Below are 25,380 nucleotides of genomic sequence, written 5' to 3' on the forward strand. Positions count from 1 at the left end.
CACGCGATGGTGCCGGCGAATCCGGAGTGACGCTTTCGATTCGATGCCGCGGCGGGCGGAGCGAACTGGTGGTCGCCGGGCCCGGCGTTCCCGGTCGCGGCAACGATTATACGATTTCCTATCGCGTCAACGACGGTCAGGGGCTGCAGATCGCAGCAGCCGTGCCGACGTCCGGAATCGGAGTGGCGTTCGGGGGCGACGTTGTTCGCTTGGTGCAGTCCCTTCCAGACAGCGGAAGCCTCAGTATTCACCTTACATCCCGGATGGGGACTGCTCTGGATGCAGTGTTCTCGCTAGGCGGGTTGGAGGCGGTGCGAGCGAAGATGGCCACTGTGTGCAGGTGGCCACATCCAGCCACGAAACCTAACGGATGAGCAGTCCAATGACGTTTATTGATAGGAGAGGCATAATGAGCATGTTTCAATATATTGCGCGGGTAATCACCATGGCAGCCGCAACGGTACTGTTCGCCGCGCCACTCGCTGCGGCGGAACAAGGCGGACGGTACTGGGTGCCGACAACGACGGAGCCCGCTACGCCCCATCAGCGCATTGCAGCAAAGGCCACCACACATAACAAGGCAACCAAACCAAAGAAGGCACGATCCGCTGTTGCCGCACGATCGCCTCTTGCCGCCAACGCTCGGCTTGCCGACTCCAAAGCGCACCGTTTGATCTTGCAGGTGAACACGAACGACCCTGCCGCCATGAATCTCGCGCTCAACAACGCCACGAACGTCGCGCAGTACTACAAGGATGCCGGTGAGAAGGTGAAGATCGAGGTGGTCACGTTCGGGCCCGGCCTGCACATGCTGCGCGACGACACCTCGCCGGTAAAGGCACGTATCGAGGAGATGGCGCTGAGCACGCCGGAGGTATCGTTCAAGGCCTGCGGCAACACTCAGGAAAGAATGCACAAGGCCGAGAACAAGAGCATCCCGATTGTTCGTCAGGCGGAGGTGGTGAAGTCAGGCGTCGTGCGCGTGATGGAGCTGCAGGAGAAGGGTTGGTCCTATGTAAAACCCTGACCCGAAAGGGGTGGGGCTCCCCCATGCGAATCCTAGGATTTGCATGGCGGCGGAGCGCAAAATAGCGCGACCTGAACAGGTCGCATCGCCAAGCGACGGGTGATTGCAAATGGGCCGCACGGCTATTCTCAGTGACGGATCAAGTACCGTCTCCGATATCGCAAGCGCGTCGCGCAACGATTCGGACACGACGCCGTTTGCGCAGAAGACAAAGCAAAGGAGGCAGCTGCCCGCGCCCGGACGATCCGCGCCCCTGTGGATGGCCGCTGCCATGCTCGCAATGACATGGGCGTCGGAAACGCAGGCTTGCCCCGATCGGGAGCGACTGTTGGCGGATGCGCAGCTGGTGACGGCTGCCCGCAATATCGATTCTGTTGGAACGGAAGGTGATGACGATTCAGTAGTCTTGTCAGTGGCCTTGTCGGTAGCCTTGCCGCCGAGCCGAGCCGGCAACGACAGATCGGTGCAGGTTGTCCAAGCGACGATCGGCGACACAAGGCGGTCTCCGGAACAGGAGCTTCACTGGGCGGAGACCCTGTCCCGCGAACTCACCAATGCAAGGCGCGATATCGAGTTGCTGCAACGTCTCGAGCAGGAGCGCGATCGGGCCGAGAGGCTGGAGCAGGGTCTTGCGGCAGCGCGAAGGGATGTCGAAACCCAGAGCGCGCTGGCGGCTAAAGCGGCCGAAGAAGCCGCGCGCATGAGGCAGGCTGCGCCGAGCGGTGCGGCGGAGTTGCAGAACTCCCTGCAACAGGCGCTTGAGCTGGCGGAGCGGCTGAAGCAGGACCTCGCGGCGGCGCGACGCGATGTCGGGACCCAGACCGCATTGGCTGCAAAGGCGGGCGAGGAAGTTTCCCGGTCGAAACAGGCGGGGGAGAGCATCGCTGCGGAGCTGCAGAAGTCCCTGCAACAGGAGCGCGAGCGGTCCGCGCGGCTGGAGCAGGATCTGGCGACGGTGCGGAATGATGTCGAGACCCTGACCGCGCTGGCGAAGAAAGCGAGTGAGGAAACTGCCCTGCTGAAAGCGGCGGGGGAGAGCGGCGCGGAGCTGCAGAGGTCCCTGCACCAGGAGCGCGAGCGATCCGCCCGGCTGGAGCAGGATCTTGCGGCAGCGCGGAATGATGTCGAGACCCACGCCGCGCTGGCGGCAAAGGCGAGCGAGGAGGTTTTGCGACGGAAGCAGGCGGCGGAAGCCGGGGCTGCCGAACTGAGGCAGTCGCGCGCAAGGGCCGACGCGCTGGCACAAGACCTCTCCCTGACGCGGAGTGCGATCTACGCATACGAGGCGCAGGCCCGCAAAGCTGGAGACGAAGCGGCGGAACTCAGGCAAGCAGCCGCAAGCGGCGCGCCGTCGCCCGGCAAGGCCGCTCCGGACGAGCGCGAGCGGTTTACACGTCTGGAGCAGGATCTGGCGGTGGCCCGACGTGACGTCGAGACCCAGGCCGCGCTGGCGGCGAAAGCGGGTGAGGAAGCGTTCCGGCTGAAACAGGAACGGGAGAGCGGTGCGGCGGAGCTGCAGAAGTCCCGGCAACAGGAGCGTGAGCGATCCGCGCGGCTGGAGCAGGAGCTTGCAGCGGCGCGGCGCGATGTCGAGACCCAGACCGCGCTGGCGACGAAAGCAGGCGCGGAAACTTCACGGCTGAAAGCGGCGGGGGAGAGCGGCGCGGCGGAGCTGCAGAAGTCCCGGCAACAGGAGCGTGAGCGATCCGCGCGGCTGGAGCAGGAATTGGCGGCGGCGCGGCGTGATGTCGAGACCCAGACCGCGCTGGCGACGAGGGCAGGCGCGGAAACGTCCCGGTTGAAAGCGGCGGCGGAGAGCGGTGCGGCGGGGCTGCAAAAGTCCCTGCAACAGGAGCGCGAGCGGTCCGTGCGGCTGGAGCAGGATCTCGCGGCGATGCGGCGTGATGTCGAGATCCAGACCGCGCTGGCGGCAAAGGCCGACGAGGAAGCTACCCGGCGGAAACAGGCGACGGTAGCCAGTGCCGCGGAATTGAGGCGATCGACGCAAAAAGAGTACGAAACGGCCGACTTGCTTGAAGGCCTCTCGATGACGCGGAGCGCGATCTATGCGTACAAGGCGCAGGCCCGCAAAGCTGGAGGCGAAGCGGCGGAACTCAGAGAGGCGGCTGCAAACAGCGCGCCGTTGCCTCGCAAATCGGCACAGGACCAGCGCGAGCGGCCCGCGTGGTTGCAGCAGGATCTCGCAGAGGCGCGTGCCGAGTGGACACCAGCGGCGCCCGCGCGTGGCGATGCCCAGCTCGATTCCGAGCAAGCCGCGGTGGCGACAGGGTTGGTTGCGCGCGCGGCCACGCTGCTCCGGCAGGGCGACATAGGCGCGGCGCGGCTTGTACTCGAGCGCGCCGTCGAGATGGGCAGCGCCCAGGCCAGCTTCGCGCTGGCAGAGACCTACGATCCATTGATCCTTGCGAAATGGAAAACTCAGGGCACCCGCGGCGATGCGAGCAAGGCGCAGGGCCTCTATGCAAAGGCTGATGCCGCGGGAATCCAGGAGGCGAAAGCACGGCTGGAAGCGCTGCGTCGCTAGCGCATATGCCAGTCGACCGGCGACATCCGCGCAACCGTCTCCACGGCCGGCATCTCCCGGCAGGTGCTTCGTTCGAAAGCGGCAAGCGCCTTACGGGCAATTGTTGCCCGCAAGGCTCATCGATAGTGTTCGCCTACCGCTCTCGCATCGACTCCTGCTTGTATCGCGCAAGCGGCGACAGAAGGTAGCTGATGATCCTGCGCGTGCCGGTCTTGATTTCGACCGTCACCGCCATTCCGGGGCCGAGCTTGACGAGCTTGTCCTCCACCTGCATCTCCGGACGGTCGAGCGAAATGCGCGCGGCATATTCCAGTTCCTGACCTTTCGGCTCACTGCTGCTCTGCGCTGTACCCGATCCCCGGTCATTCGAACCGCTCTGCGGCCTGTCGCGCGTGATGGCATCCGACGACACGCTGAGCACGTCGCCATGAAGGAGCCCATAACGCGTGAAGTTGAAGGTGTCGACCTTGATCTCGGCCTTCAGTCCCGGATGAACGAAGCCAATGTCGCGATTGGAGAGCATGGCCTCGATCTCGAGCTGGCTGTCACTCGGAACCACCACGGCCAGCGCCTGCGCCGGCGTCACCACGCCTCCCACCGTATGAACCGCAAGCTGTTGCACGATGCCGTCGACCGGTGCGGTCAAGCGCTGTAGTTTCGTGCGCCGATCCGCCTTGACCACCTCCTGCGCGGCGGTCGCAGCCTTCTGCTCGGCCTTCGCGAGTGCGTCATAGGTCGTGCGACGAAACTCCGCTGCGGTCCTTTCCTTGGTTTCCTTCAGCAGCGCGGTGGCCGCGTCCGCTTCGAGCAGTCGACTTTGCTGCAAGAGGAGGTCCTGCTGAAGGCCGACCAGTTCCTGGTACTCCGAGAGATAGATGACCTTCGAGGCCAGTGCCTTCTCGACGAGGCCTTTGCGGATGTCGACGCGCTCCTGCAGCACCGGTATCGTCGCCTGCAGCTTCGCCGCGCTCGCCGACGTGGTCGCCCGTTCCGCTTCCTTCTGACCCAGCTGGCGCTCGATCTCCGCGAGCTTGGCGTTCTGTTCGGCGCGCTGGCTGATCAGGAACTGGCGATGCATTTCGACCTCGGCGGCGCTTGCGCTTTGCGGCGGCCGGAAGGCGGCGAGAGGATCCGCCGCCAGTGCCGCGCGCAGCCGCGCGACCTCGAGCTCGGCCGCAAGGAGATCGCTCTTCTGGCGCTCCTGGTCGGCTTCCGTCATCGTCGGGTCGAGCTCGATCAGGACGTCGCCGGCCTTGACACGCTGTCCATCGCGAACCTGGATGGCGCGGACAACGCCCGTTTCGAACGGCTGGATCAGCTTTGTGCGCCCACCCGGCACGATCTTGCCTGTCGCCGTGGCGACGATATCGACGCTGCCGAGCGAGGCCCAGGCCAGTGCGACGCAGAAGAGTGCGATGATACTCGCACCGATCGCACGCCCGATCGGCGACGGAGGCGATTCGGTGATTTCGAGAGCCGCCGGCAGGAACGCAATTTCGTTCTCGCGCCGGCGAACCTCGGCTTTCGGAAATGCAACGACGTTTCGGTTAGCGGACGTCATGGATACCAGCCTGCAAATAGTGAAGGTTCGCGTAACGACCGTTGGTGCGGATCAACTCATCATGGCTGCCGTCCTCAACGATCCGACCATGCTCGATCGTGATGATCCGGTTCGCATTGCGCACGGTAGAGAGCCGATGCGCGATGACGAAGACGGTCCGTCCGGCAGAAATCTGTTTCATGTTCTGCTGAATGGCGCGCTCGCTTTCGTAGTCCAGGGCGCTTGTCGCCTCGTCGAAGATGAGGATACGCGGATCGGTGATAAGTGCGCGCGCGATCGCGATACGCTGGCGCTGTCCGCCGGACAGACTGCTGCCGCGTTCGCCCACCACGGTGTCATAGCCCTCGGGCAGCTCAAGGATGAAGTCGTGAGCGCCGGCGAGCGATGCCGCCTCGATGACCCGCTCCATCGACATGGCCGGATCGGCGAGCGCGATGTTCTCGCGAACAGAGCGGTTGAAGAGCACGTTCTCCTGCAGCACGACACCTATCTGTCGTCGCAGCCAGCTCAGATCGACCATCGCGAGATCGACGCCGTCGACCAGCACGCGTCCGCTCTCCGGCACATAGAGGCGCTGGATCAGCTTGGTGATGGTGCTCTTGCCCGAGCCCGAGGAGCCCACGATGCCGACGACCTGGCCGGGCTCCACGCTGAAGGAGACGTTGTGCAGCACCTCGGGGCCGTCGATGCGGTAGCGGAAGGTCGCGTGCTCGAATGTGACCTTGCCGCGGATCGCCGGCAGTGCGGCGCGACCCGGATTGAAGCTCGGCTCGGGCATGGTGTTGAGGATGTCGCCCAGGCGATCGACCGACAGCTTGGCCTGATGGAAATCCTGCCAGAGCTGTGCAAGCCGCAGCACCGGAGTGCTGACGCGCGCGGCCAGCATGTTGAACGCAACGAGCTCGCCGACTGTCAGCTCCCCGCCGATCACGAGCCTGGCGCCGAAGTAAAGAATCGCTGCGATGACCAGCTTGTTGATCATCTGGACTGCCTGACTCGCCGTGTTGTTCAGGCTGAGCACGCGGAAGCTTGCGGCCACATAGCCGGCGAGTTGCTCCTCCCAGCGGCGCTGCATCTGTGGCTCGACTGCCATGGCCTTCAGGGTTTCGACGCCCGTGACGCTCTCGACGAGGAAGGCCTGATTCTCGGACCCGCGATTGAACTTCTCATCGAGGCGCCGGCGAAACAGCGGCGCAACCCCTACTGAGATTCCGATGTAGAACGGGAAGGAGGCCAGGACGATCAGCGTCAACGTCGGCGAGTAGTAGAACATCACCACAAGGAAAACGACCGTGAACAGCAGATCGATGACCAGCGTAAGCGCCGAACTCGTCAGGAACTGGCGGATATTCTCGAGCTCGCGGACGCGTGCCACCGAATCGCCAACGCGGCGGGTCTGGAAATAGGCGATCGGCAGCGCCATCAGGTGACGAAACAGCCGGGCACCGAGCTCGACGTCGATACGGTTTGTGGTGTGCGCGAACAGATAGACGCGCAGCGTTTCGAGAATGGCTTCGAAGACGGTGAGGGCGACCAGGCCCAGGATCAGAACGTCGAGCGTGCTCATGCTTCGATGCACGAGCACCTTGTCGATGACCACCTGGAAGAACAGCGGTGACACGAGGGCAAAGAGCTGAAGGAAGAACGAGGCGACCAGCACCTCGCTGAGCAGGCGGCGATACTTGTGGACCGCGCCGACAAACCAGCCGATATCGAAGCGTCGGGCGAGGTCCGTCAGGCTCGCGCGCCGGGCCATCAGGATGATGTCGCCGTCCCAGATGGCCTCCAGCTCGTCCTGCGTCATTCTATCGGGTCGGGGAGACAACGGGCGCTGAACGAGGAGCTTGCCCTCGTCCACTCTGCCGAGGACCAGAAATCCGCCGTCGCGCAGCACGGCGATCCCGGGCAGCGGGGTAACCGCAAGTCGGCTCCAGCTCGTTCTCTGTACCCGTGCCTTGAGTCCGAATTCCTTGGCACAGCGCAGGATTTCGGTAACGCCTACGCCCGCCGCGCCTATCCGATGGCGGATTTGAGCCGGGTCGGCCGCGATACCATGGCAACGCAGCAATATCGTCAGCGCAACGAGCGCGGATTCATCGGCATTGTCGGTTTCGGCATTTGCCGCCGTGACTTCGGTGCTCACCGGCGGGGAAGCCAGCGGGGAAGCAGTATCGCCTCGAGCGGCGAAACGTCCACGCATCAGGGTATCGCGGGCTTTCACCAAGGTATCGCGCGTGCGCATCAGGGTATCGCGCGTACGCGTCAAAGGCTCGAGGGCACGCAGCAGGGCGTCGCCGGCACGGCGCGCCAGGTCAACTCCGCGGGTGCTGATGCCGGCGAGTGCATGAAGCACCCGATTGGCGACGTTCTGAGGTCCGGGCAGGATCAAACGACCGTCCCAGATTTCTTCGAACTCTGCGCGCGTCATCACCCTGGGATTTGACCAGGTCGGATGCAGCACAAGCGCACCCCTGTCATCGATCTTTCCGAGAAGCAGGAATCCGCCGTCATGCAGCGCTGCGATTCCAGGCAGCTGGATGGCCGCAAGTCGCTTCCAATGCGTCGTCCGCGAGCCGAGGTTGACTCCAAACTCGCGCGCACAGCGCAGCATTGCGCGGATGCTGATTGCGTCGCTGCCGCATCGATCGCGGAGCTGCTCTTGCGTAGCGTTGACGCCATGAATCCGCAGGAACAGAGCCAGGGCTCGGAGCCCTAGATCTGCGGCGTGGGCATTTCCATTCTGGATCGCCATATTTTCTACTCAACCCTTCGCGGCTACCGGCCGCTTCCGATGTTCCTTCTCATGCATTCCCAAATTTCGATGGTGCCGCACCCGGGCGGCGAGCGCCCGGGTGCGGAAGCAGATCACGCAGCTGGTGGTCTGGTGAGGAACGATTCCGGCCCCCAAGTGGTGCCATTCGATATAGCCGACACAATCTGACCGGGATCGACCCGGCCGGGGCTGGCGGCCATATACTGGTTCAGCAGCGCAAAGCTCTGATTTGCCAGGGATGCTGCGGGACTGCTGCTGGTCGCGGGCGATAGATCGGCCACATTGAACATTTGCGCCGCAGAGGTCGCAACTCCGCCGGCGGCGAAATCCCCGATGCGGCTAAGCAGCGCCGAACCCGGGCTCGTCGAAGACGCTGCAGTCGTGGTGGTCGCAGGCGCCGTGGTAATCCCCGGAGGAGCATTCGTCACGGAGATCGGCTGCGGTGCCGTCACCGTGCTGGTGACCGGGGTAGAGGTCGAAGGCGCCATTACCGTGGGGGTTTGCACCGTGGGGGTTTGCGGCGTCGTGGTGGCCGTGGTGGTCCAACCGCGCGGAGCATCCGACAGGGTCATCGTCTGCGTCGCGGATGTCGTAACGGCGCCGGTGACCGGGTCCTTGGCGGTTGCCGTCAGCGTGATCGTGTCGACCGGATCATCCCAGCCTCGATGGTAGTTGTGCAGCGTCAGTCCGCTGTCAACCTGCTCCTTGGTCAAGGTGATGTTTCTTCCACTGAACGTGTGACCGAGGCCGTCGGTGATCGTCTCGTACGACGCCAATCCCCTGATGTTCACGGTCACCTTGTCGTTGGAATCGGTCGTCGACACCTTCACCCCCAAATCGACCGTGCCGCCCCTGCCTTTCACCGTGAGCGTGGGATCCGCGACGGTGAGGACCGGTGTGACCGCGGATGGAGACGTCGGGTTCGTCGGGTTCGTCGGTGATGTCGGTGATGTCGGGTTCGTCGGTGAGATCGGATCGACATCGACCTGGAGACCAGTGAAAGTCTTCACCGCGCCCGAAAGGTTCGCCGCCAGGCCGCCAGCATCCTTGATGCTCCCGCCGTTCAAATTGACGCCGGTGATGGCAAGCGCCGAGGTATCGCGGTCGGTCGCCGCGACCGTCGTTTTGAAGGTGAGCGTATTCGAGCCCGTCCCACTCACATAGGTGGCCTTGCCGCCATCGTTGAGCGACAGCGCCGGCTGACCGGAGACGGTCACGGCCTCGCTGAAGCGGACCGTCATTGTGATGGTATCGCCGACATGCTCGACTCCCGTCCCCGGTAAAGCGGAGACCAGCGTCACGGTGGGCGCGACGTTGGGCGTGGGTTGCTGCGTCGGTGCCGTGGGAGCCGCGGCCGCCCCGGTCGTGATTTGCAGGTTGGAAAATTCCGCCGCAACCACCTCCTTGGCCGGCGCGCGGTAGATGCCTTCCTTCCAGTAGTAACTCTCGCCGCTCAGCCCTGTTCCGAGCGCGCCGCTGTAGTTGACGATCTGAACCCCATCTCGCCAGACTTTCAGCGTGCCGGTGCCGTTACTTCCGAAGTTGACCTGGACGTTCAACTGATATTGATGGTCACGCTGGATCGGGTTCGCGTCGAAATAAACGCGATTCTCAGCGTTATTGGGACCGCGTGCGATGACGACCATGCGTTCGCCGTACATGCCGATGGCGAATGGCGGTGAACCGGACCCTAGGGTTTGGTGAATCTGGCCGAGGAGCATCCATGCAGCAGTATTTGGCGCTCCGGGCTCCAGGGTAAGGCCGTAGGATACGTTGATTTGAGTATTTGCTTTATAGCTTTGGAACATGTCGATCTCAGACCGTTCGGACGTGTTGCCGTTCCGGACGTCATTGGGCCAATAATCCCCCGAATGAACCTCGAACCTGAGCGTGTTGCTATCGGGTTCTGTTAGGCTATAGCTCCGGCTGGCGTTTTCGACCTGAGCTTTCATCCCATCGATTGTTACCGTTCCGCCATTTACACCCGAGAACGAGGTGATTGTCATTCCGTTCATTCCTTCTTGAAAGTTGAAGACGCTGAATTCCACTGCCGCGCATCATAAGGGCGCACGACATACCGCATGCTCGCGGCTTACCGCCGGCGAACACATTTCAAAGCATTGCAGCCTCGAACCGCGAGGATATTTCACTGCCGTGCAGATGGCGCACGACATACCGCTTGCTCGCAGCGCCTGGGCACCACGAACGCATTTCAAAGCATTGCAGCCTCGAACCGCGAGGGTATTTCAAAGCAGTGGGATTTCGCCCCCCCGACTGCTGGCTGGCTGGTTAATAAGCAAAAATGGCGAAAAAACTTTCAAAGTATGATTTATACCCATGTATGTGGGCCCAATACGTGCCCATATCTGGTCGATTCAAGGCACACCCACGATTTTCCGTCGGATGGCTTCGTCGTCAGCGTTTGCGGGAGGTCGAAAGCGGCGGCGCTCCAGATGTGCGAACGGCATCTCGACCTTCTCCGTTCGCGCCGCGACTCACATAAGCATCGATCCTGGCGATATCGCGCGCGACTTCTCGTGCGGTTTCGTGGATCGAACGCGGGGTCGGCATCTTCGGAGAGCAACGGGGGCTCAAGTTCGCGGGCGTCACAGTCGGGTTGTGTTGTCCCACCATTCACGAGAGTGCCGGTCGAGGTCAGCATCTTGCTGATGGCGGCCTTGATGCCATCGTGGGCGTCGGAGACGATCAGCTTGACGCCGCGTAGGCCACGGCGGGCGAGCTTGCGCAGGATGCCGTGCGGAACGTCTCGGCTTCGGAGGGGCAATATCCATTCGCGCCGGGCGTCGCTATTGACGCCAACCGCAACAATACCGCGACCGAGACGATGCGCCCCTGCTGGCGCACTTTACGTGGGTGGCGTAGTCCACAAATACGGCCAGTCGCCCTCGATCCGACGGGCAAGGAAGTCCTTCACTTTCGATCTCACTGCATGGCCGGCTCACCTGGCTCTTCGAGATGCCGCTCGTCCCCATTGCCTGCACCAGATCGTCCACTAAGCGGGTCGAGACGCCCGGCACATAAGCCCCCTGCACCATGGCGGCGAGCGCCTTGTCCGCCATCCCGCCGCGGCTCCAGGAAGCCCGCGAAGGCGACGCGCCTGATTGAATAACGATGTCATCATATTCATCGTCTCGTGCAGTGCCGCATCGCGAGGTGCATCCCGAGTCCGAGCGCCCCGAGTCCGAGCGTTACAAGTTCGTGGGACGCTAGCTTGGGCCCGGATATACGGTTGAGCGAACCGGGGCGTCGAATGTTGTACCGCAACGATCCCAAGCCCATGGGTTCCCTTGTCGCCGGGCCTTCTTCCCTCGCTATGTTTGATTGAGCGGTCCTCAATTGAGGCATCCCATCAGCCCATTGGGATGAACGTTTGAAGCGGATTGATACTTGGCAAGTTTAAGCCCGTACTGCCGCGGCTCAATGGACCATTGTGGCTACCCATTTATTGTCGGTTCCCACCCAAGTTAGTCGGTCCTCACCCAGTTACCCGAATGCTACCAATTTGACTGGAGATGTCGGAGTGCTGGGGTTGCAGATGTGATGAAAATGGCGACAGCTGCCGAATTCCTGCTCGTCAACGGTTGCGGCCTATTTCGCCGCCGTCCTCTATCAACCACTTCCGCTGCACCTTCAAACCGGCCTTCTACTTGGTAGATCCCGGAGCGCATTGGAATCGGGGCCCCGTCGTGACCTACCACATGTTTGAGGTGACCTGCGGAGCCCTAGTAGTGCAACTGTAAGCGACTGGAACTTGAAATGCTGCAGATTACTAGAACGGATAACTCGGTAAATCCGGACAGTCCGGACAATATGCCACCTGAATTTCGTTTGCCGATCGAGTCCTTGGCTGAAGCGGTGGCATTCATACGGCGACGCCTCCCGACCATATTGCTGACGTGTTCGATCATGCTTGGCATTGGTGTGCTCTACCTTATTGTTACAGTACCGACGTTTACTGCCAACGCAGAACTCATCGTGGATTCGAAAGCGGCTGCGGGAGATGCTGTGTCCGTGTCGACGATCGTGGAAAGTCAGATCGCGGTCATAAAGTCTGAGCATCTTGCTCGTACAGTGATACAGGAATTGGATCTGACAGAGGATCCGGAATTTGTCCGGAAAGATAGCGTCGTGCGCGACGCCGTCAGGTCGATATCCCAGCTGCTCGGCTGGAGCAGACCAGCAACCGAATCTGGCGCGATCCGCCACGCCGCGGAATCTTTCAAACGCAAACTCTCGGTTGAGCGCGCCGGCGTTACATACATCATCAAGATTACCTTCGAATCCACTGACCCTGAGCGAGCGGCACGGATATTAAACACTGTCGCGGAAACATATGTTGCGGCTCAACTGGACGCAAAATACGCATCGTCTTTGCGAGGTGAGAAATGGGTCAAGGATCGGCTGAACAGGTTAAGTAGTCGAGCATCGGCTGCCCAGAAAGCATTGGCGGATTATCAGAAGAACAGGAAAGATATCGGGGAGTCCGCGGATGCCGTCAGGGCAAACACACCTGCCTCGCAATCCACGCCGAGGACGCAAAGGGACCTGAGCGAGCTGGAAGACGCCGCAGAAACCGCGGCAAGCATTTATGACAGTTTCCTTCGTGTGCTGCGTTACATGGAAGCGCAACAACAATCGTTGCCGACGTTAGAGGCGCACGTGCTCTCCAGGGCGTCCCCTCCTTTGAGGGCCAGTTCCCCGAAAATCGGAATCGTGCTTGGAATATCGGGCATTGGCGGGCTGCTTCTTGGAATTGCCATCGCATTGCTGCGTGATCGGTTAGATCGAGGCGTCCGCACCTGCGAATCTCGTAATACAGCCAATGCAAGCGCGGTTCGATGAGCCTATGTAACGAGAAGGAATCTGGCGAGCATCATCCCGGTAAAGACCGATTTGCCGAACTCGGGATGACGCTCGAAGCCGTGTCCCAACGAGCCGCCGACAAAGCCGGCGCGTCGGGCCTCTTTGCCGTGTCCAGTAAAAATCCGGTTCGTGATGACCCAGCTTCTGGGGCGAGCCCCCGACTATTCTGTGTTGCCAAGGACCGTTATCCCGCATTTCGAGTGGACGTAACCGAGCTTTTCTCACGCTGGCTCGTAGGTGCGGGATATCGCATCGACTGGTTGATGGCGAGAGCTGCCCCCGGTCCGTCGGAGATCGCGATTGCTTCGCCCGAGGAGCGCACTTTCGTGCTCGGGGCCGGATCGATCCGGGCCCGGCTCGCTGGTCTGCGCCTCATCGGGAGGATCGCCGTCGCCATTCTGCGCGGTGAGTACGACATTGTGCAGGCCCGCGACCGGTCGACATCATCGCTTCTTTTTCTCCTGCTGGCCAAATTGGCCGGTCGGCCATTCGTATACTGGATGTCCTGGCCAATGCTCGAGGGGATGCTCTGCCGGGCTCGCGACCCTAAAGAAGCCATTCCGACCTGGCGGCGTTTGGCGATGCGAGCCTATGTGACGGTAGGAAAGCGTGTCCTGTACAACATAGTTCTGCAAGCTGCGGATCACGTTTTCGCCCAGAGCCCGCGAATGAAGGTCGAGCTCGTTCAGCGAGGAGTTGCGGCGCAAAAGATAACGCCGGTTCCGATGGGAGTCTCGGTTGATCGATTCAATCCGTCGAACGTAGCACCGGCCGATGACCGACGCCTGGATGGGAGGAATGTCCTCCTCTACATGGGGTACATGGGGACGAGCCTGCCGGGCCGCCGGATCGACGTCATCCTTCGGGCGCTCGGCGCGGTGGTGCGCAAGGGCCATGATGCCGTTCTCGTGCTGCTCGGCGACTCGCGACCGACAGATCGCGACGCATTGCTTGATCTCGCCAGGGCGGAAGGGGTGGCCGATCGCCTGATCTTCACCGGCCATCTCCCCCTCGCACAGGCGCTCGGCTATGTCCGGCGCGCAGATGTCTGTCTATCCCCGTGCCCCGTCGATCCGATACTAGTCGTCGGAACTCCGACCAAGCTGGTGGAGTATCTCGCAATGGGCCGGCCGGTGGTCGCGAACGATCATCCCGACCAGCGCGAGGTCTTGGAAGCGAGTGGAGCAGGATTGGTTACCGACCTTTCTTCCGAAGGTTTCGCCGAAGCGATCGCCATCCTGCTTTCGGATAAAACCGCCGCGGAATCCATGGCTGTGCGCGGCCCGCCTTGGGTTACTGCACACCGATCGTACGCCGTTTATGCCGAGCTGGTCAGCTCCGTCTATTCGAAGCTCATCCGGGTGACACCACGGTGACGCGCCCAACTCCACCCATGACCGTTGACGTCCGCGTGGGCGGGCGCCCAACCCGCGCTGCGGACGTGTCCCGCCTTGTTGCGAGTCCGCGTGCCAGTAAATTCCTGATCGTTTTTGTCGCAGCCGGTCTGCTGTTCGAATTCGGCGCGTTCCGAAGGCAATTGTCTGGAGTGGATCCCGGTCTCCCGGTTGACGGAGCAGCAGCCTCCATAATCGTCCAGATCCTGACTGCATCGGCCATTGTTGCTGCTGGCGCACTTGTTCTTTGCTCACGCCGGGCGAGTGATATGGCACTCGGCACCTGGCCCATCTTCGTGATGCCGGCCTTGGCATTTGCGTCGATGTTGTGGTCTCCGGATGCCGAGGTCACGGTTCGAAAGAGCGTCGCTTTTTTCGGAACGGTGCTGTTCGGTTTTTCGGTCGCGACTGTGTTGAGTACGAAAGACGCCATTCGCCTGTTAGGCCGTGTCCTGTCGCTTGCAACCTTGTTTAGCGTCGCTTGGCTGTATCTTTTCCCGTACTATGCAATACATAATTCATCAGATTATGCTGGGAACTTGCTAGAGGGGGATTGGCGGGGGATTTTTGCCCATCGGACTGTTTTGGGGCACGTTGCGGGCCTCACCATGGGTTTGTTGATCTGCTATGGGAGACTCATATGGTCGTCCCGTCTTTTTCGTTACGGGATCGTGGCTCTTTCGGTTGCGTGCGTCATAGGAGCCGACTCCGGTGGCGGCATCCTGACGGCAGCCTTCGTTCCCTTGGCCCTGGTGGTCACGCAAGCGGTGATCAGATTGAAACCCGCTCACCGCGGCGCGGTCCTTGTCTTGATGCTCGTTACCATCCTGCTTCTGATGGTGCTTGCGCCCAAACTGCTTTCTACGGGGCTTTTCCTTCTCAATAAGCAACCCGACCTAACAGGTCGCGTCCCCTTGTGGGACACGATACTCGTCATGGCACAGGAGCAGCCCCTCCTTGGATACGGATATTTCGCCGGTTTTGTTCAACTGGTCCAACCCCAAGTTTTGGCCGCTACGGGAAACATATATGCGCACTGCCACAACGGGTATCTTGAGGTATTGATAGCCTTTGGCTATTTCGGGCTTGGGATCTGCTTGGCTGTCATAATATGGCTCTTGAGGGCAACCGGGCGGCTTGTTGCCGCTCCGCCCGCTCACCTCGGCCATCTGAGCGGGTTTCCCTTAACTATCGTCATATACGTGCTTGGCGCAAACTGCATCGAATCGATGCTGATAACCGAAAGCAATTACGCAGTTGTACTGCTTGCGCTGGCGGCGGGCCTTGCAACAAGAGCACGGCTTGAAGCTCGAGAGCTCAGCGCACGGACCGCCGCTTTCCGCCGGGGCGTTGACCATGCATAGCGAAACTCAAGTAAGCGCTGGCGGGACCCCGGTCTTCGGGGGACAAGATGGGATCTACGTCCGGCCTCGACTCAGGCGTGCGCTTTGTATTCATATCAGTGCAAGAACGGTAAACCTGATCCTCGGACTCGGATTCCAGGTCCTCGTCGTCAAGATGCTGCCGGTCGGGGACTACGCGACCTATGCCGTGCTTCTTGCCACGATGATGCTCGCGCAGAATATATTATCATTCGGCGTTGATAGGACGGTTTACCGGTTTGTCCCCGATCTAACATTGCGCGGGGAGCGGGGCCAGCTGCTCGCACTTTACCTTGGGATCGGGGCGGCGCGCGTTGTCGGGATTACGCTGTTCCTCATCGGTATCCAATACGGCGTCCTCGAATGGTTCACGTCTGAAAGGCTTACACCTACAACCCTTGTTGCATTCACCGTTTGGTTCATTGCGACAAGTACGTTCGGTGATGTCGATGCGCTGGCGCAGACATGGGTTGCCCATAGTCGCTTGGCAATCGCGACAACGGCGGAAATCGTCAGCCGCTTTGCCATGGTCGTGGTGCTTCTCGCTATGGGTTACGCGGCGAACGCCGAGTTGATTGTTGTGATCAGCGCCGCGACCGCCCTGCTGGCATTGGCGACGATCGCCATCCTTCTCGTGCCGACAGTTACCGCATTGTCGCGAAGCCAAGTCGCCGCGGACACCAATATGCCGGTTGACGTCAAGCAGGCGCCACGCTTTGCCGCGACGATCTATCTGGCCCTCTATGCCTGGGTGGTGTCCAGTCCTTCCGTCGTGCGGTTAGTAGCGGCAACTGGTCTCGACGTCCTAGCCCTTGCCGGGTTTTCCTTTGCACAAAACTTCGTGGGATCGCTGCAGCGTGGCCTTCCAGGGACACTGATGCTGCCCGCCCTGGAACCGGTGATCATGGCCAATTTGGCGCAGGGAGTACCGCGCGAAAAGCTATTCGCCCCATTGTCGCTCGTCTACAAGCTCGACCTCGTTTGTAACCTCGCGCTTGTGATAGCAACTTCGGTCGCCGGCGGAGCAATCGTCCGGCTTCTCGCGACGCCGACATATGCCGAGTTTTTTTTCGTGTTGCCGGTGCTTGCGGCGATGATGGCCATCAACGCATCCTACAGGATTTTTGAAATTGTAGGGAATTTGAATTTAAACCAGAGGGTATTCCTGCTTCTGTCGCCATTGGGATTGGCGTCGGCCGGTGCGATCTATCTGACCATAGGAAGGTACGGCATCTGGAGCGTACTTGCGTTCCCCCTGATCGAGAGTGCTGCTCGGTTTTGCATCTTTCTGTTTGTTTATCGAAGAGACGTGGTGGGGCGTGCCATCGATCTCGTGCGAATGTTTGAATTTATTTTGATAAGCCTTCTTGTGGTCCTGGCGGGTCTAACCGTCAAGGCACTCATCGGAGTTGCCTCAGATGGCGCAGCGCTGGCCGTTGCCTGCGGATGCGTGGCTGCGATGATCGGCGCCATTCTCCTCCTGCGCCCTCTACGGGCCGCCGAGCGAGACGTGGCATTGAGCATGATACCTGAATCGTGGTCTTGGCCTCGCAACGTGACCGTGTGGCTAACGCGTTGAGCGGGAGGGTGAGATGGTCGAGCTAAAATATCCTGATTTGATCCACGAAATGAGCCGAACTGAAGATACCCACGCTGCGCTCCGCTCCAAGTGAGTTGCATGCCGCCCGCTCGTTGGTGGCGTTCCGGACTCTGTGGCGGGTGTTCGTTATCTGCCTGGTTCGATTTATTGGGGGTGCGTCCATGAACACTCTGATGCCGTTGTCGCGAAAGAAAAATCAAGGAATTTGCGCTGAGACTAAAGGAGCGGACTCCTCCGGTGCCCATAAGAGATCAAATGGTCTCGCCCAAGGGGGCAGCGTTCAAGTTGATACAAGCAGGCTCGTGAAGTCCACCGACCAGGATGTGCTTCGCGTAATGGTGGCTACACCCCTCGGCCAGTATGGCCGAGGAGGAATTGATCGACTGACGGATCTCATCGTTGAGACCATCAACCGACGCGAGGATCTCGGCGTTGAGGTAAGGCGATTGGTGACTAGGGGAGAAAAGAGGTGGTGGCCTGTTGTTTTTGCCCGAGCACTGATTGAGGTAGGGGTTGCGACAAGACGGCGTGACGTTGACCTGCTACACATTCAACTCGCGTGGGGCGGTAGCTTGTATCGCAAACTCATGATCGCAGCGCTCGCGCGGTATTTCAGGGTTCCTTACGTGGTGCATCTTCACGGCGGCCGGTTCGATTGGGCAAAGGCCGGAAGACACTTAGCTCGAAGGATCGAGCAATTCTTCATAGATAGCGCGGCGATCATAGTTCTCGGGCAATGTTGGGCGAGCCACATTCTCGATCGGCTGCCTAGCGTGAAGGACAAGATCACAATTCTTCCGAACACGACCACTTTGCCGAACGGCGCGCGTCGAGATCGCGCGGATGGTGAACGTATCCAGATTAGCTTCCTCGGTCATGTGCAACCAGCGAAGGGCGTTCCGCAACTCATCGAGGCTCTTGGAAAGATATCAGCCCGCGCCGACTGGTCGGCGACGATAGCTGGAAATGGCGAATTGGATCAAAGTCGCTCCCATGCTCAACGGCTCGCAATTGCCGATCGCGTGGATATACCGGGGTGGCTTGGCCCCGACGAAACCGCGGCCTTGCTGCGTCGCACCGATATCCTGGTGCTGCCATCCTTCGTGGAAAACCTCCCGATGGTGGTAATAGAGGGCTTCGCCTATGGCCTAGCTGTGGTTGCAACGCCAGTCGGCGCGGTGCCCGAAGTCATCGATCACGAACGCAACGGCCTACTCGTGCCGGTCGGAGATGTCGAGGCGCTCGCGGGTGCGCTGCATCGATTGCTCGAGGATCGGGGGTTGCGGCGAAGTCTGGGCGAGGCTGCACGCCGCGACTATGCCGAGCGATTTGAGATCAGCACTTATATCACGCGACTGGTTTCAACCTGGCGAAAGGCCGCTAGACCTTGAAGTATGGAGTCTTCCTGCCGCGATGGCATTCACGGCGGATCGCGTGATCGAGGGCTACACCGACGTCGTTCAGGCGCTCTTGTGCCACCAATTCAATAGACCTCGGAGCTGAATACATTGCCCGGCCGCGGTACTCGGTCTATCGCTTCGATTGTGCGGATGGATCTCGTCGTCATCGGCCTCGCCCCCAGATCTGTTGGCACTATGTCCGGAGCCTGGTTCATGACCGGCGCTGACGACGCGCATCCAGAAAAATATTGGTGTGACCGAGTGGGGTAACTCTAAATTGCAGGCCCACGTGGGAAGCTTTGTCATTATTGTAATGAGACCTTCGATCTCTCTGAGATGACCTCGGCGGAGGAATGCCTTCTGCTGAGGGCGTACTAGGCTGTTGTGGCTAGCGGATAGGTCTGCGGCGATCGAGCGGCCGCCCTGAGCGTTTGGAGTGCCATCGTGTCGAGCAAAGTACTCCTCGTGTCATCTGGAGAGGGGCGCCGGATCGAGATGCGCCGGCTACAACCGGCATTCGACGGATTAGCGAAATTGGAAGCATCCGATGAGGGCCGGGGACACTCGCCCGCGGAGATATGCCCGAGGCCGCTCGCGCGGCGAGCGTTGCGACGGGCGCGCGACACCAGGATGGCGAGGACGTCAGGATGACGAGTCAGTGTCTCGGCACGGTGATGATTGCTGCGACGACTGTCGTGCGCAAGATTCGTTTTGAACGCTGATTGTCGCGGAGTCAATCAGCACAGGAACGTGAGGTATAGCGTGCGCAAGATTTCGTTCGTAAAGCTGGCAGGCGGAGGGGTTGTCCTTTGCGTACTCATCGCGTGTGCGGTTCAAGTCGTTTTGATATTTTCGACCACCTTCCTGATGGGGCGCATCCCCATGTACGACGAATTTGCAACCCGCGACTTTTCACGATGGAGTGGCTTGGCAAAACAAATTTGCTGTAACGCGGCGGCAGTGGTTGTTGACGCGCCCAACTGGAATTCTAAGAGCGCCGTGAGATTCGAGATAAACTTCGATGACCCCCTCGTTAGGGGGGGGCATCGATCAGAATTCCGATTGAAGGCGACGGAGTTTCGTCGACCTTATGAGTATGGTTTCAAGATTTTCGTGCCACCGGATTGGCAGTCAGATGATAATGAAGTTGTTGTTATGCAAATGCACAACGTTCCGGATAATTGGAAAGGTGAGTGGGGGCTCGTTCCCCCGCTACAATTGAGCTTACTCAACAATACCTGGGTTCTCCGGACAGCTTGGGGGCGGGTGCCGACGTGGCTCGATCGAAATGGGGACATTCGTCATGATCTTCCATGGTCGCAGCCGTTTGAACGTGGAAAGTGGAGTAGTTGGACTTTTCGTACCAAGTGGTCGCTGGATGGGGACGGGAATATCGAGGTCGAAAAAGACGGTGATCTAGTTTTCCAACGGCACGGCCCGAACTGTTACGACAACTTATTGGCTCCCTACCTCAAGTTTGGAGTCTATACTCCTTCGTGGAAATACTTAAGTGAACCTCCGGAGTTAAAAACTAGGAAGATGTTTTTTACGGACGTTTCCGCGCGCGAGCTTTGAGAGGCTGACCGAAAATATTGTTGCAACACATCGACGTTGGTCATTGGTCGGCTATGCGGGACAACGGACCGTGGTTACAGCAACTACATCATCGACGACGAAAGCGTAGGCTGCCTTCGCTGACGGTGCTAACCTTGTTGCAATGCGTCGCGCGTCTGCCACGTGCCGAATGGGCAACTGAAGTAGAGTCTCAATATAGCTGGGGTAATTGGCCCGGCTCGCGCTGAAGAGCCGTCCAGATTAGCAAGCGCGAGGTGCGACGTGGTGTGGCCGCCGATCGACGCGAGCGGACGACGCGCAAGATTGCAAAGCTCGCGCTAGTCCAGGATTCATCATTCAACGCTGCAGGAGAAATCCCGTTCTGTTTAAACGTCGGCGAGAGCATCGCGCCACGCCGGTAATGCTGAATCCAGCGGCGCAGCTCGGCAAATGCCGATATCTTGCTTCGAATAACGGAACAGTGGACCTGGCAACCTAGCGCATCCATTTTAATCTTCACCTAGCGGCGGCAGGCGCCAGCTGCGAAGGCTAACGAGCCGCAGTTTGTACCGGCGGTGGTGGATACACTTGCAGCGGCTGCAGGCCCGGAGCGCAAGGCACAGCGACGCAAGGCAGGCCGGATCTCCGGGTATCGAGATAGATGTCGATGGCATCACCGTACGGGCTGGTCGCGGCGCAGATGATTGCTGCATCGTCCATGCGCTGAAGGCGATCTGGTGATCGGCCGCCCGTGTTGACCACGGCGCGTCCAGCAAACGGAAAACACGCGCGTGCTCGAGTTGGGTACCCCCTATTGGCCAAGCTCACGCGTGGGAGTTGCGCTATGCTGTAGATCTTCGATTTTCACCTCTCGGTTCTGTCGGAGACGGCGTCGATGAAATTGAGGGTCTGGAAGGGGGCGGGATGCGTGCGTCATTTCTAGGATGCCCCATTGATATCCTGACGATGGCCGACACCGTCGAACTCGCGCGCCGGGCGATGCATAGCCAGCAGCGCTTGCAACATGTTGCTCTCAATGTCGCCAAGTTCGTCAACATGCGCTTCGATTCGGTGCTCGCTGCCGATGTGGCCAATAGCGATGTGATCAGCATTGATGGCATGGGCATTGTGTGGGGCGCGCGCGCATTAGGCCTGCCGGTTGAGACGCGGGTGACAGGCATCGATCTGCTCACCGAGCTTCTTGCACTCTGCGCAAAGGAAGGCTTCAAGCCATATTTTCTCGGAGCGACGCCCGGCGTGCTGCAACAAGCCGCGCAGCACGTCCGCGGCAATCATCCCTCGATCACCTTCGCCGGCCTCAGGGACGGCTACTTCACACGCGAGCAGGAAGCTGATGTGGTCCGCGAAATTCGGACCAGCCGCGCCGATTGTCTTTTTATCGGCATGCCGACGCCGCGCAAAGAGCACTTTCTTGCCTCGTATCGCGATGTGCTCGGCGTTCCCTTCATCATGGGTGTCGGCGGTTCGTTCGATATTCTTGCCGGCTCGGTACGGCGAGCGCCGGTTTGCATCCAGCACCTCGGGCTCGAATGGCTGTACCGCGTCTATCAGGAGCCGGGACGCATGTGGTGGCGTTATGCCAGGACCAATACGTTGTTCGCCGGCGTTCTGGCCCGCGCCATTGTCCGTCAAAGCCTGGGCATGGCACCGCGGGCGAACAGCTCGTTGCCGCGCGAGACCAGCCGGATCGGAGGGTGAGACGTGCAGAAGCACTTTCTCATTCTGTTAGGGACTCGTCCGGAAGCGATCAAGCTGTTTCCTGTGATCAACCGTCTCAAGGCTGAAAGGGATATCGCCATCACCGTCTGCGCCACTGCGCAGCATCGAGAACTGCTCGATCAGGTCCTCAAGCTGGCCAACGTGGTGCCGGATTTCGATTTGAACCTGATGACGACCAACCAGACGCTCGATCAGCTCACCGCTCGGCTGCTGGGCAGTATCGGGGAGGTGCTGGATCGCGTCCGGCCGACCAGGGTCATCGTGCAGGGGGACACAGCGACAGCGATGGCCGGCGCATTGGCTTCGTACTATCATCGCGTTCCGGTCTCTCACGTGGAGGCGGGCCTACGGAGCGGCGACATTTATGCGCCGTGGCCGGAGGAGGTGAACCGGAAGATCGTAGGTTCGATCGCCGATCAACACTTCGCGCCGACGGAGCGCGCGGCACGGGCCCTGCGGTCGGAAAACGTGTCAACTGAGCGCATTCACGTCACCGGCAATACCGTGGTTGACGCGCTGATCCTGGCCAAGGCCATGGTTGAGGCGGATCCCGGCCTGTCGTCGCGGTGGGACGGCATCAAAAAGCGCCACGGCAACCGTCGGATCATCCTGGTCACCTGCCATCGCCGCGAGAATTTCGGCGGCGGCGTTCTCAACATCGTCAATGCCCTGCAGACCATCTTAACGAGAGAGGACGTCGCCGTCGTTCTTCCGGTCCATCCAAACCCCAACGTCCATGACGTTTTCGCGGCCGAGCTTTCAAACCATCCCCGCGTTGTCCTTATCTCACCACTGGAATACACCGATTTTGTCAGTTTGCTCTCATTGTCCCATCTGGTGCTGACCGATTCCGGCGGGGTCCAAGAGGAAGCGCCCACGTTTGGCAAGCCTGTCCTTGTGATGCGCGAGACCACCGAACGCCCCGAGGGGATCGAAGCCGGCACGGCGCGCCTCGTTGGCGCCAGTTACGACAGGATAGTAGAGGAAACGTTTCGCTTGCTCGATGACGACGAGTACTACGCGTCCATGTCGCGCTCCCACAATCCATTTGGCGACGGCCACGCAAGTGAACGGATCGTGAGGGTTCTGCTCGATGCCTGAATTTCAGAAGGTTGTGGTGATTGGACTTGGGTATATAGGGCTGCCGACCGCGGCATTGATTGCCAGCCGCGGGATGCAGGTACTGGGCGTCGATAACAAGGAAGACGTCGTTGGAACTGTGGCCTCCGGGGCCATTCACATTTCCGAGCCCGATCTTGACGGTCTCGTTTCCAAAGTCGTCTCGGGCGGTGCGCTAACGACATCGACCAAACCGCAACCAGCCGACGTGTTCATCATAGCCGTACCGACGCCGATCGATTGCGAATACCGACCGGACCTGTCGTGTGTAAATACCGCGCTCGAGAGCATCCTGGATGTGCTCGCGCCGGGTAATCTCGTTATCCTAGAATCCACTTCGCCGATCGGCACCACCGAGGGGATCGCGAGGCGGATAAGTGAGCGCAGGCCGGATCTCCATATAGGCACGAACGGCACGAACGGCACGGACAATTCGGCGATCCACGTCGCTTATTGCCCCGAACGCGTCTTGCCGGGTCGGATTTTGACTGAACTCGTCAACAACGACCGATGCATCGGCGGCGTTACGCCTGCCTGCACGCGACGCGCGCAGCGCTTCTACAAATTGTTCGTTCGTGGCGCCTGCGTCGCCACGACGGCTCGCGCCGCTGAATTGGTCAAGCTTACCGAAAATGCGTTCCGCGATACCAACATAGCCTTTGCGAATGAACTTTCCCTGATCTGCGACAGGTTTGACATCAACGTCTGGGAAGTGATCGATATCGCGAACCGTCATCCCCGCGTGAATGTGTTGCGACCGGGTCCGGGCGTGGGTGGGCACTGCATCGCAGTCGATCCCTGGTTCATCATCGATTCGGCGCCGGAGCTCGCGCGCGTGATGCGCACGAGTCGGGAAGTCAATCTTAACAAGACGCAGAAGATGATCGAGCGGGCTTGCGCTCTCATCGAGGACCACCCCTATGCAAATGCCGCCTGCTGTGGGTTGACCTTCAAGGCGAATGTCGATGATCTCCGAGAGAGCCCGGCGATGGAGATCGCACTGCATTTAGCGGCCAGGTACGGAGCACGCATCAAGATTGTCGAGCCAAACCTGCGCCGCCTGCCGCCTGAACTGGCCGATCATCACGTCGGCTTCATGACCATCGACGAGGCACTGCGCAGCTGCGAGATCGCGATTATCCTCGTCGACCATGATGAATTCAAAATGGTCCCGCTGGCCGAACGACGTCACCTGGACGTCATAGACACTCGCGGCATATGGCAGGACATGCCGAGGCGGACATGATGCAGGCTCGAACCGATCGCGACGGATTCAGTTCATGCGGAGTAGCCACCCTCTATCCGGCCGTCACGATGACTTCTCGCTGCAAGGAACTTACTAATACCGATGCGATGCAATCGCGATTGCTAATCCGGTTCGACGCGTCGAGCAAGCATCGCATCAAAGAGATAGATCAACCACGGCTTGGATAGCTATGCGGAACAACGGAACGTGGTTACCAATCACATCGATCAACGAGGTAATCGGACTGCGTAGGCTGCCATCGCTGATAGGGCTAACCTTGTTGCAATTCTTCGCGCTTCCAGGCTTGGCGGCAGCAAACAACTGGGCCACCTGGACCTTTCCGGGCGGCACTCCCCGCGGTGCTCACCACTCGACTGCGATGGATATGGCTGGCACAGACCAAGTGCCGGCGGCGCCGACTGGTAGGGTGGTAACCGAAACAGAGATCACCTCATTCTCCGGCGCCAATGACTCATTCATAGCGATCGATGGAGTCCGCGCCCATGTGCATAACGCGAACCAAAGTTGGAGCCTGACCTCGCCGGATAGCCGCACGCTCCGGTTTGAGGTCCACCCCGGTGATCATTGGAGCAATTCCAGATTCAGCGATCTTTTGCACAACAGCGGATCTGAACGGTCTGAGATCGCGATCGAACAACAATATAAATCCGGGGCAGTCATAAATCTGTCTTACAGATTTATGATAGAAGCCGGACCGAAAAATACTTCACCATGGCTAGTCATCGGGCAATTTCATCAAACCGCTGCGGACGGTCCGCCTCCGTTCGCCGTCGCAATGTACGGCGAGCATATGTACATCATCATACGTGATCACTCCCGTAAGGAGAACGACATCTACGCAGACCCTAACCCCATCAAGCGGGGGCAATACTATTCCATGAGCATTCAAGTGAAGTTTGACGACATGAAAAATGGAGCCCTCAATGTCTGGCGGGATGGGGTCCCCATCGTCAGCTATCGTGGGACGATAGGATACGGAGAAAATGAGGCGTACTACTGGAAGCAAGGTATCTATCGCGGGCGAGGGGGCGCCGAAACAATCGCGGTGAACTACCAGGATCTGCGGGTAACCGCCGTGCCATCGGCGCTGCCCCAAGAGTGATCATCACGTCAGGACGCCTGAGTTCGGACGCT

15 protein-coding genes and 2 pseudogenes are annotated in these 25,380 nt (G+C 60.1%); 12 read left to right on the forward strand and 5 right to left on the reverse strand.

Translation table 11 applies throughout. The features are described from left to right. Positions 1-409: 409 nt before the first annotated feature. Positions 410-1,027 carry a DsrE family protein gene (locus tag JQ641_RS25385; protein ID WP_211998613.1) on the forward strand — a complete coding sequence of 206 codons (618 nt, stop codon included), beginning with the start codon at positions 410-412 and terminating at the stop codon, positions 1,025-1,027. Positions 1,028-1,490: 463 nt separating this feature from the next. Continuing rightward, complete coding sequence (locus JQ641_RS25390; protein WP_211998614.1) at positions 1,491-3,572, forward strand: coiled-coil domain-containing protein; 2,082 nt, start codon at positions 1,491-1,493, stop codon at positions 3,570-3,572. A 133-nt stretch (positions 3,573-3,705) separates the two neighbouring features. Here JQ641_RS25390 and JQ641_RS25395 read toward each other — a convergent pair whose 3' ends face one another. The 5 genes and pseudogenes from JQ641_RS25395 to JQ641_RS38515 all read right to left on the reverse strand — a co-directional run. Continuing rightward, on the reverse strand, positions 3,706-5,133 hold the full coding sequence (locus JQ641_RS25395) for an HlyD family type I secretion periplasmic adaptor subunit (protein WP_211998615.1): 1,428 nt from the start codon (positions 5,131-5,133) through the stop codon (positions 3,706-3,708). After that, positions 5,120-7,885: a type I secretion system permease/ATPase gene (locus JQ641_RS25400; RefSeq protein ID WP_211998616.1), complete on the reverse strand. Its 2,766-nt coding sequence runs from the start codon at positions 7,883-7,885 to the stop codon at positions 5,120-5,122. The genes JQ641_RS25395 and JQ641_RS25400 overlap by 14 nt, the downstream gene beginning before the upstream one ends. A 113-nt stretch (positions 7,886-7,998) precedes the next feature. After that, positions 7,999-9,912 carry a heparin lyase I family protein gene (locus tag JQ641_RS25405; protein WP_211998617.1) on the reverse strand — a complete coding sequence of 638 codons (1,914 nt, stop codon included), beginning with the start codon at positions 9,910-9,912 and terminating at the stop codon, positions 7,999-8,001. A 402-nt stretch (positions 9,913-10,314) separates the two neighbouring features. Next, positions 10,315-10,501: pseudogene (locus JQ641_RS38910) on the reverse strand (IS5/IS1182 family transposase); the annotation flags it as partial. A 52-nt stretch (positions 10,502-10,553) separates the two neighbouring features. Continuing rightward, a pseudogene (locus JQ641_RS38515) lies at positions 10,554-11,014 on the reverse strand (transposase); the annotation flags it as partial. 669 nt (positions 11,015-11,683) lie between these two features. Here JQ641_RS38515 and JQ641_RS25415 point away from each other — a divergent pair. The 10 genes from JQ641_RS25415 to JQ641_RS25460 all read left to right on the forward strand — a co-directional run bounded on the left by JQ641_RS25415 (position 11,684) and on the right by JQ641_RS25460 (position 25,348). Then, positions 11,684-12,769 (forward strand): Wzz/FepE/Etk N-terminal domain-containing protein, encoded by a 1,086-nt coding sequence (locus JQ641_RS25415; RefSeq protein ID WP_211998618.1) that lies wholly within the window; start codon positions 11,684-11,686, stop codon positions 12,767-12,769. Further along, positions 12,766-14,166 carry a glycosyltransferase family 4 protein gene (locus tag JQ641_RS25420; protein ID WP_211998619.1) on the forward strand — a complete coding sequence of 467 codons (1,401 nt, stop codon included), beginning with the start codon at positions 12,766-12,768 and terminating at the stop codon, positions 14,164-14,166. The genes JQ641_RS25415 and JQ641_RS25420 overlap by 4 nt, the downstream gene beginning before the upstream one ends. A 65-nt stretch (positions 14,167-14,231) precedes the next feature. Then, positions 14,232-15,548, forward strand: coding sequence for an O-antigen ligase family protein (locus JQ641_RS38755; RefSeq protein ID WP_211998620.1), 1,317 nt, complete (start codon positions 14,232-14,234; stop codon positions 15,546-15,548). After that, on the forward strand, positions 15,541-17,145 hold the full coding sequence (locus JQ641_RS25430; RefSeq protein WP_211998621.1) for an oligosaccharide flippase family protein: 1,605 nt from the start codon (positions 15,541-15,543) through the stop codon (positions 17,143-17,145). Before JQ641_RS38755 ends, JQ641_RS25430 begins: the two co-directional genes overlap by 8 nt. Positions 17,146-17,327: 182 nt before the next feature. Beyond that, a complete protein-coding gene (locus tag JQ641_RS25435) occupies positions 17,328-18,557 on the forward strand; it encodes a glycosyltransferase family 4 protein (protein WP_211998622.1) in 1,230 nt (409 codons plus the stop codon). A gap of 771 nt (positions 18,558-19,328) precedes the next feature. Further along, positions 19,329-20,141, forward strand: a complete 813-nt coding sequence (locus JQ641_RS25440) for a polysaccharide lyase family 20 protein (protein ID WP_211998623.1) — start codon at positions 19,329-19,331, stop codon at positions 20,139-20,141. A gap of 903 nt (positions 20,142-21,044) precedes the next feature. Further along, complete coding sequence (locus tag JQ641_RS25445; protein ID WP_211998624.1) at positions 21,045-21,839, forward strand: WecB/TagA/CpsF family glycosyltransferase; 795 nt, start codon at positions 21,045-21,047, stop codon at positions 21,837-21,839. 3 nt (positions 21,840-21,842) lie between these two features. Then, positions 21,843-22,961, forward strand: a complete 1,119-nt coding sequence (wecB, locus tag JQ641_RS25450) for a non-hydrolyzing UDP-N-acetylglucosamine 2-epimerase (RefSeq protein ID WP_211998625.1) — start codon at positions 21,843-21,845, stop codon at positions 22,959-22,961. After that, entirely contained in the window at positions 22,954-24,225 is a 1,272-nt protein-coding gene (gene wecC, locus JQ641_RS25455) for a UDP-N-acetyl-D-mannosamine dehydrogenase (protein ID WP_211998626.1), read from the forward strand. The genes wecB and wecC overlap by 8 nt, the downstream gene beginning before the upstream one ends. A gap of 277 nt (positions 24,226-24,502) precedes the next feature. Continuing rightward, positions 24,503-25,348 (forward strand): heparin lyase I family protein, encoded by an 846-nt coding sequence (locus JQ641_RS25460; RefSeq protein ID WP_211998627.1) that lies wholly within the window; start codon positions 24,503-24,505, stop codon positions 25,346-25,348. Positions 25,349-25,380: the final 32 nt, after the last annotated feature.

This window comes from Bradyrhizobium sp. JYMT SZCCT0180 (genome assembly GCF_018130165.1).
In the GTDB taxonomy this organism is placed as follows: domain Bacteria; phylum Pseudomonadota; class Alphaproteobacteria; order Rhizobiales; family Xanthobacteraceae; genus Bradyrhizobium.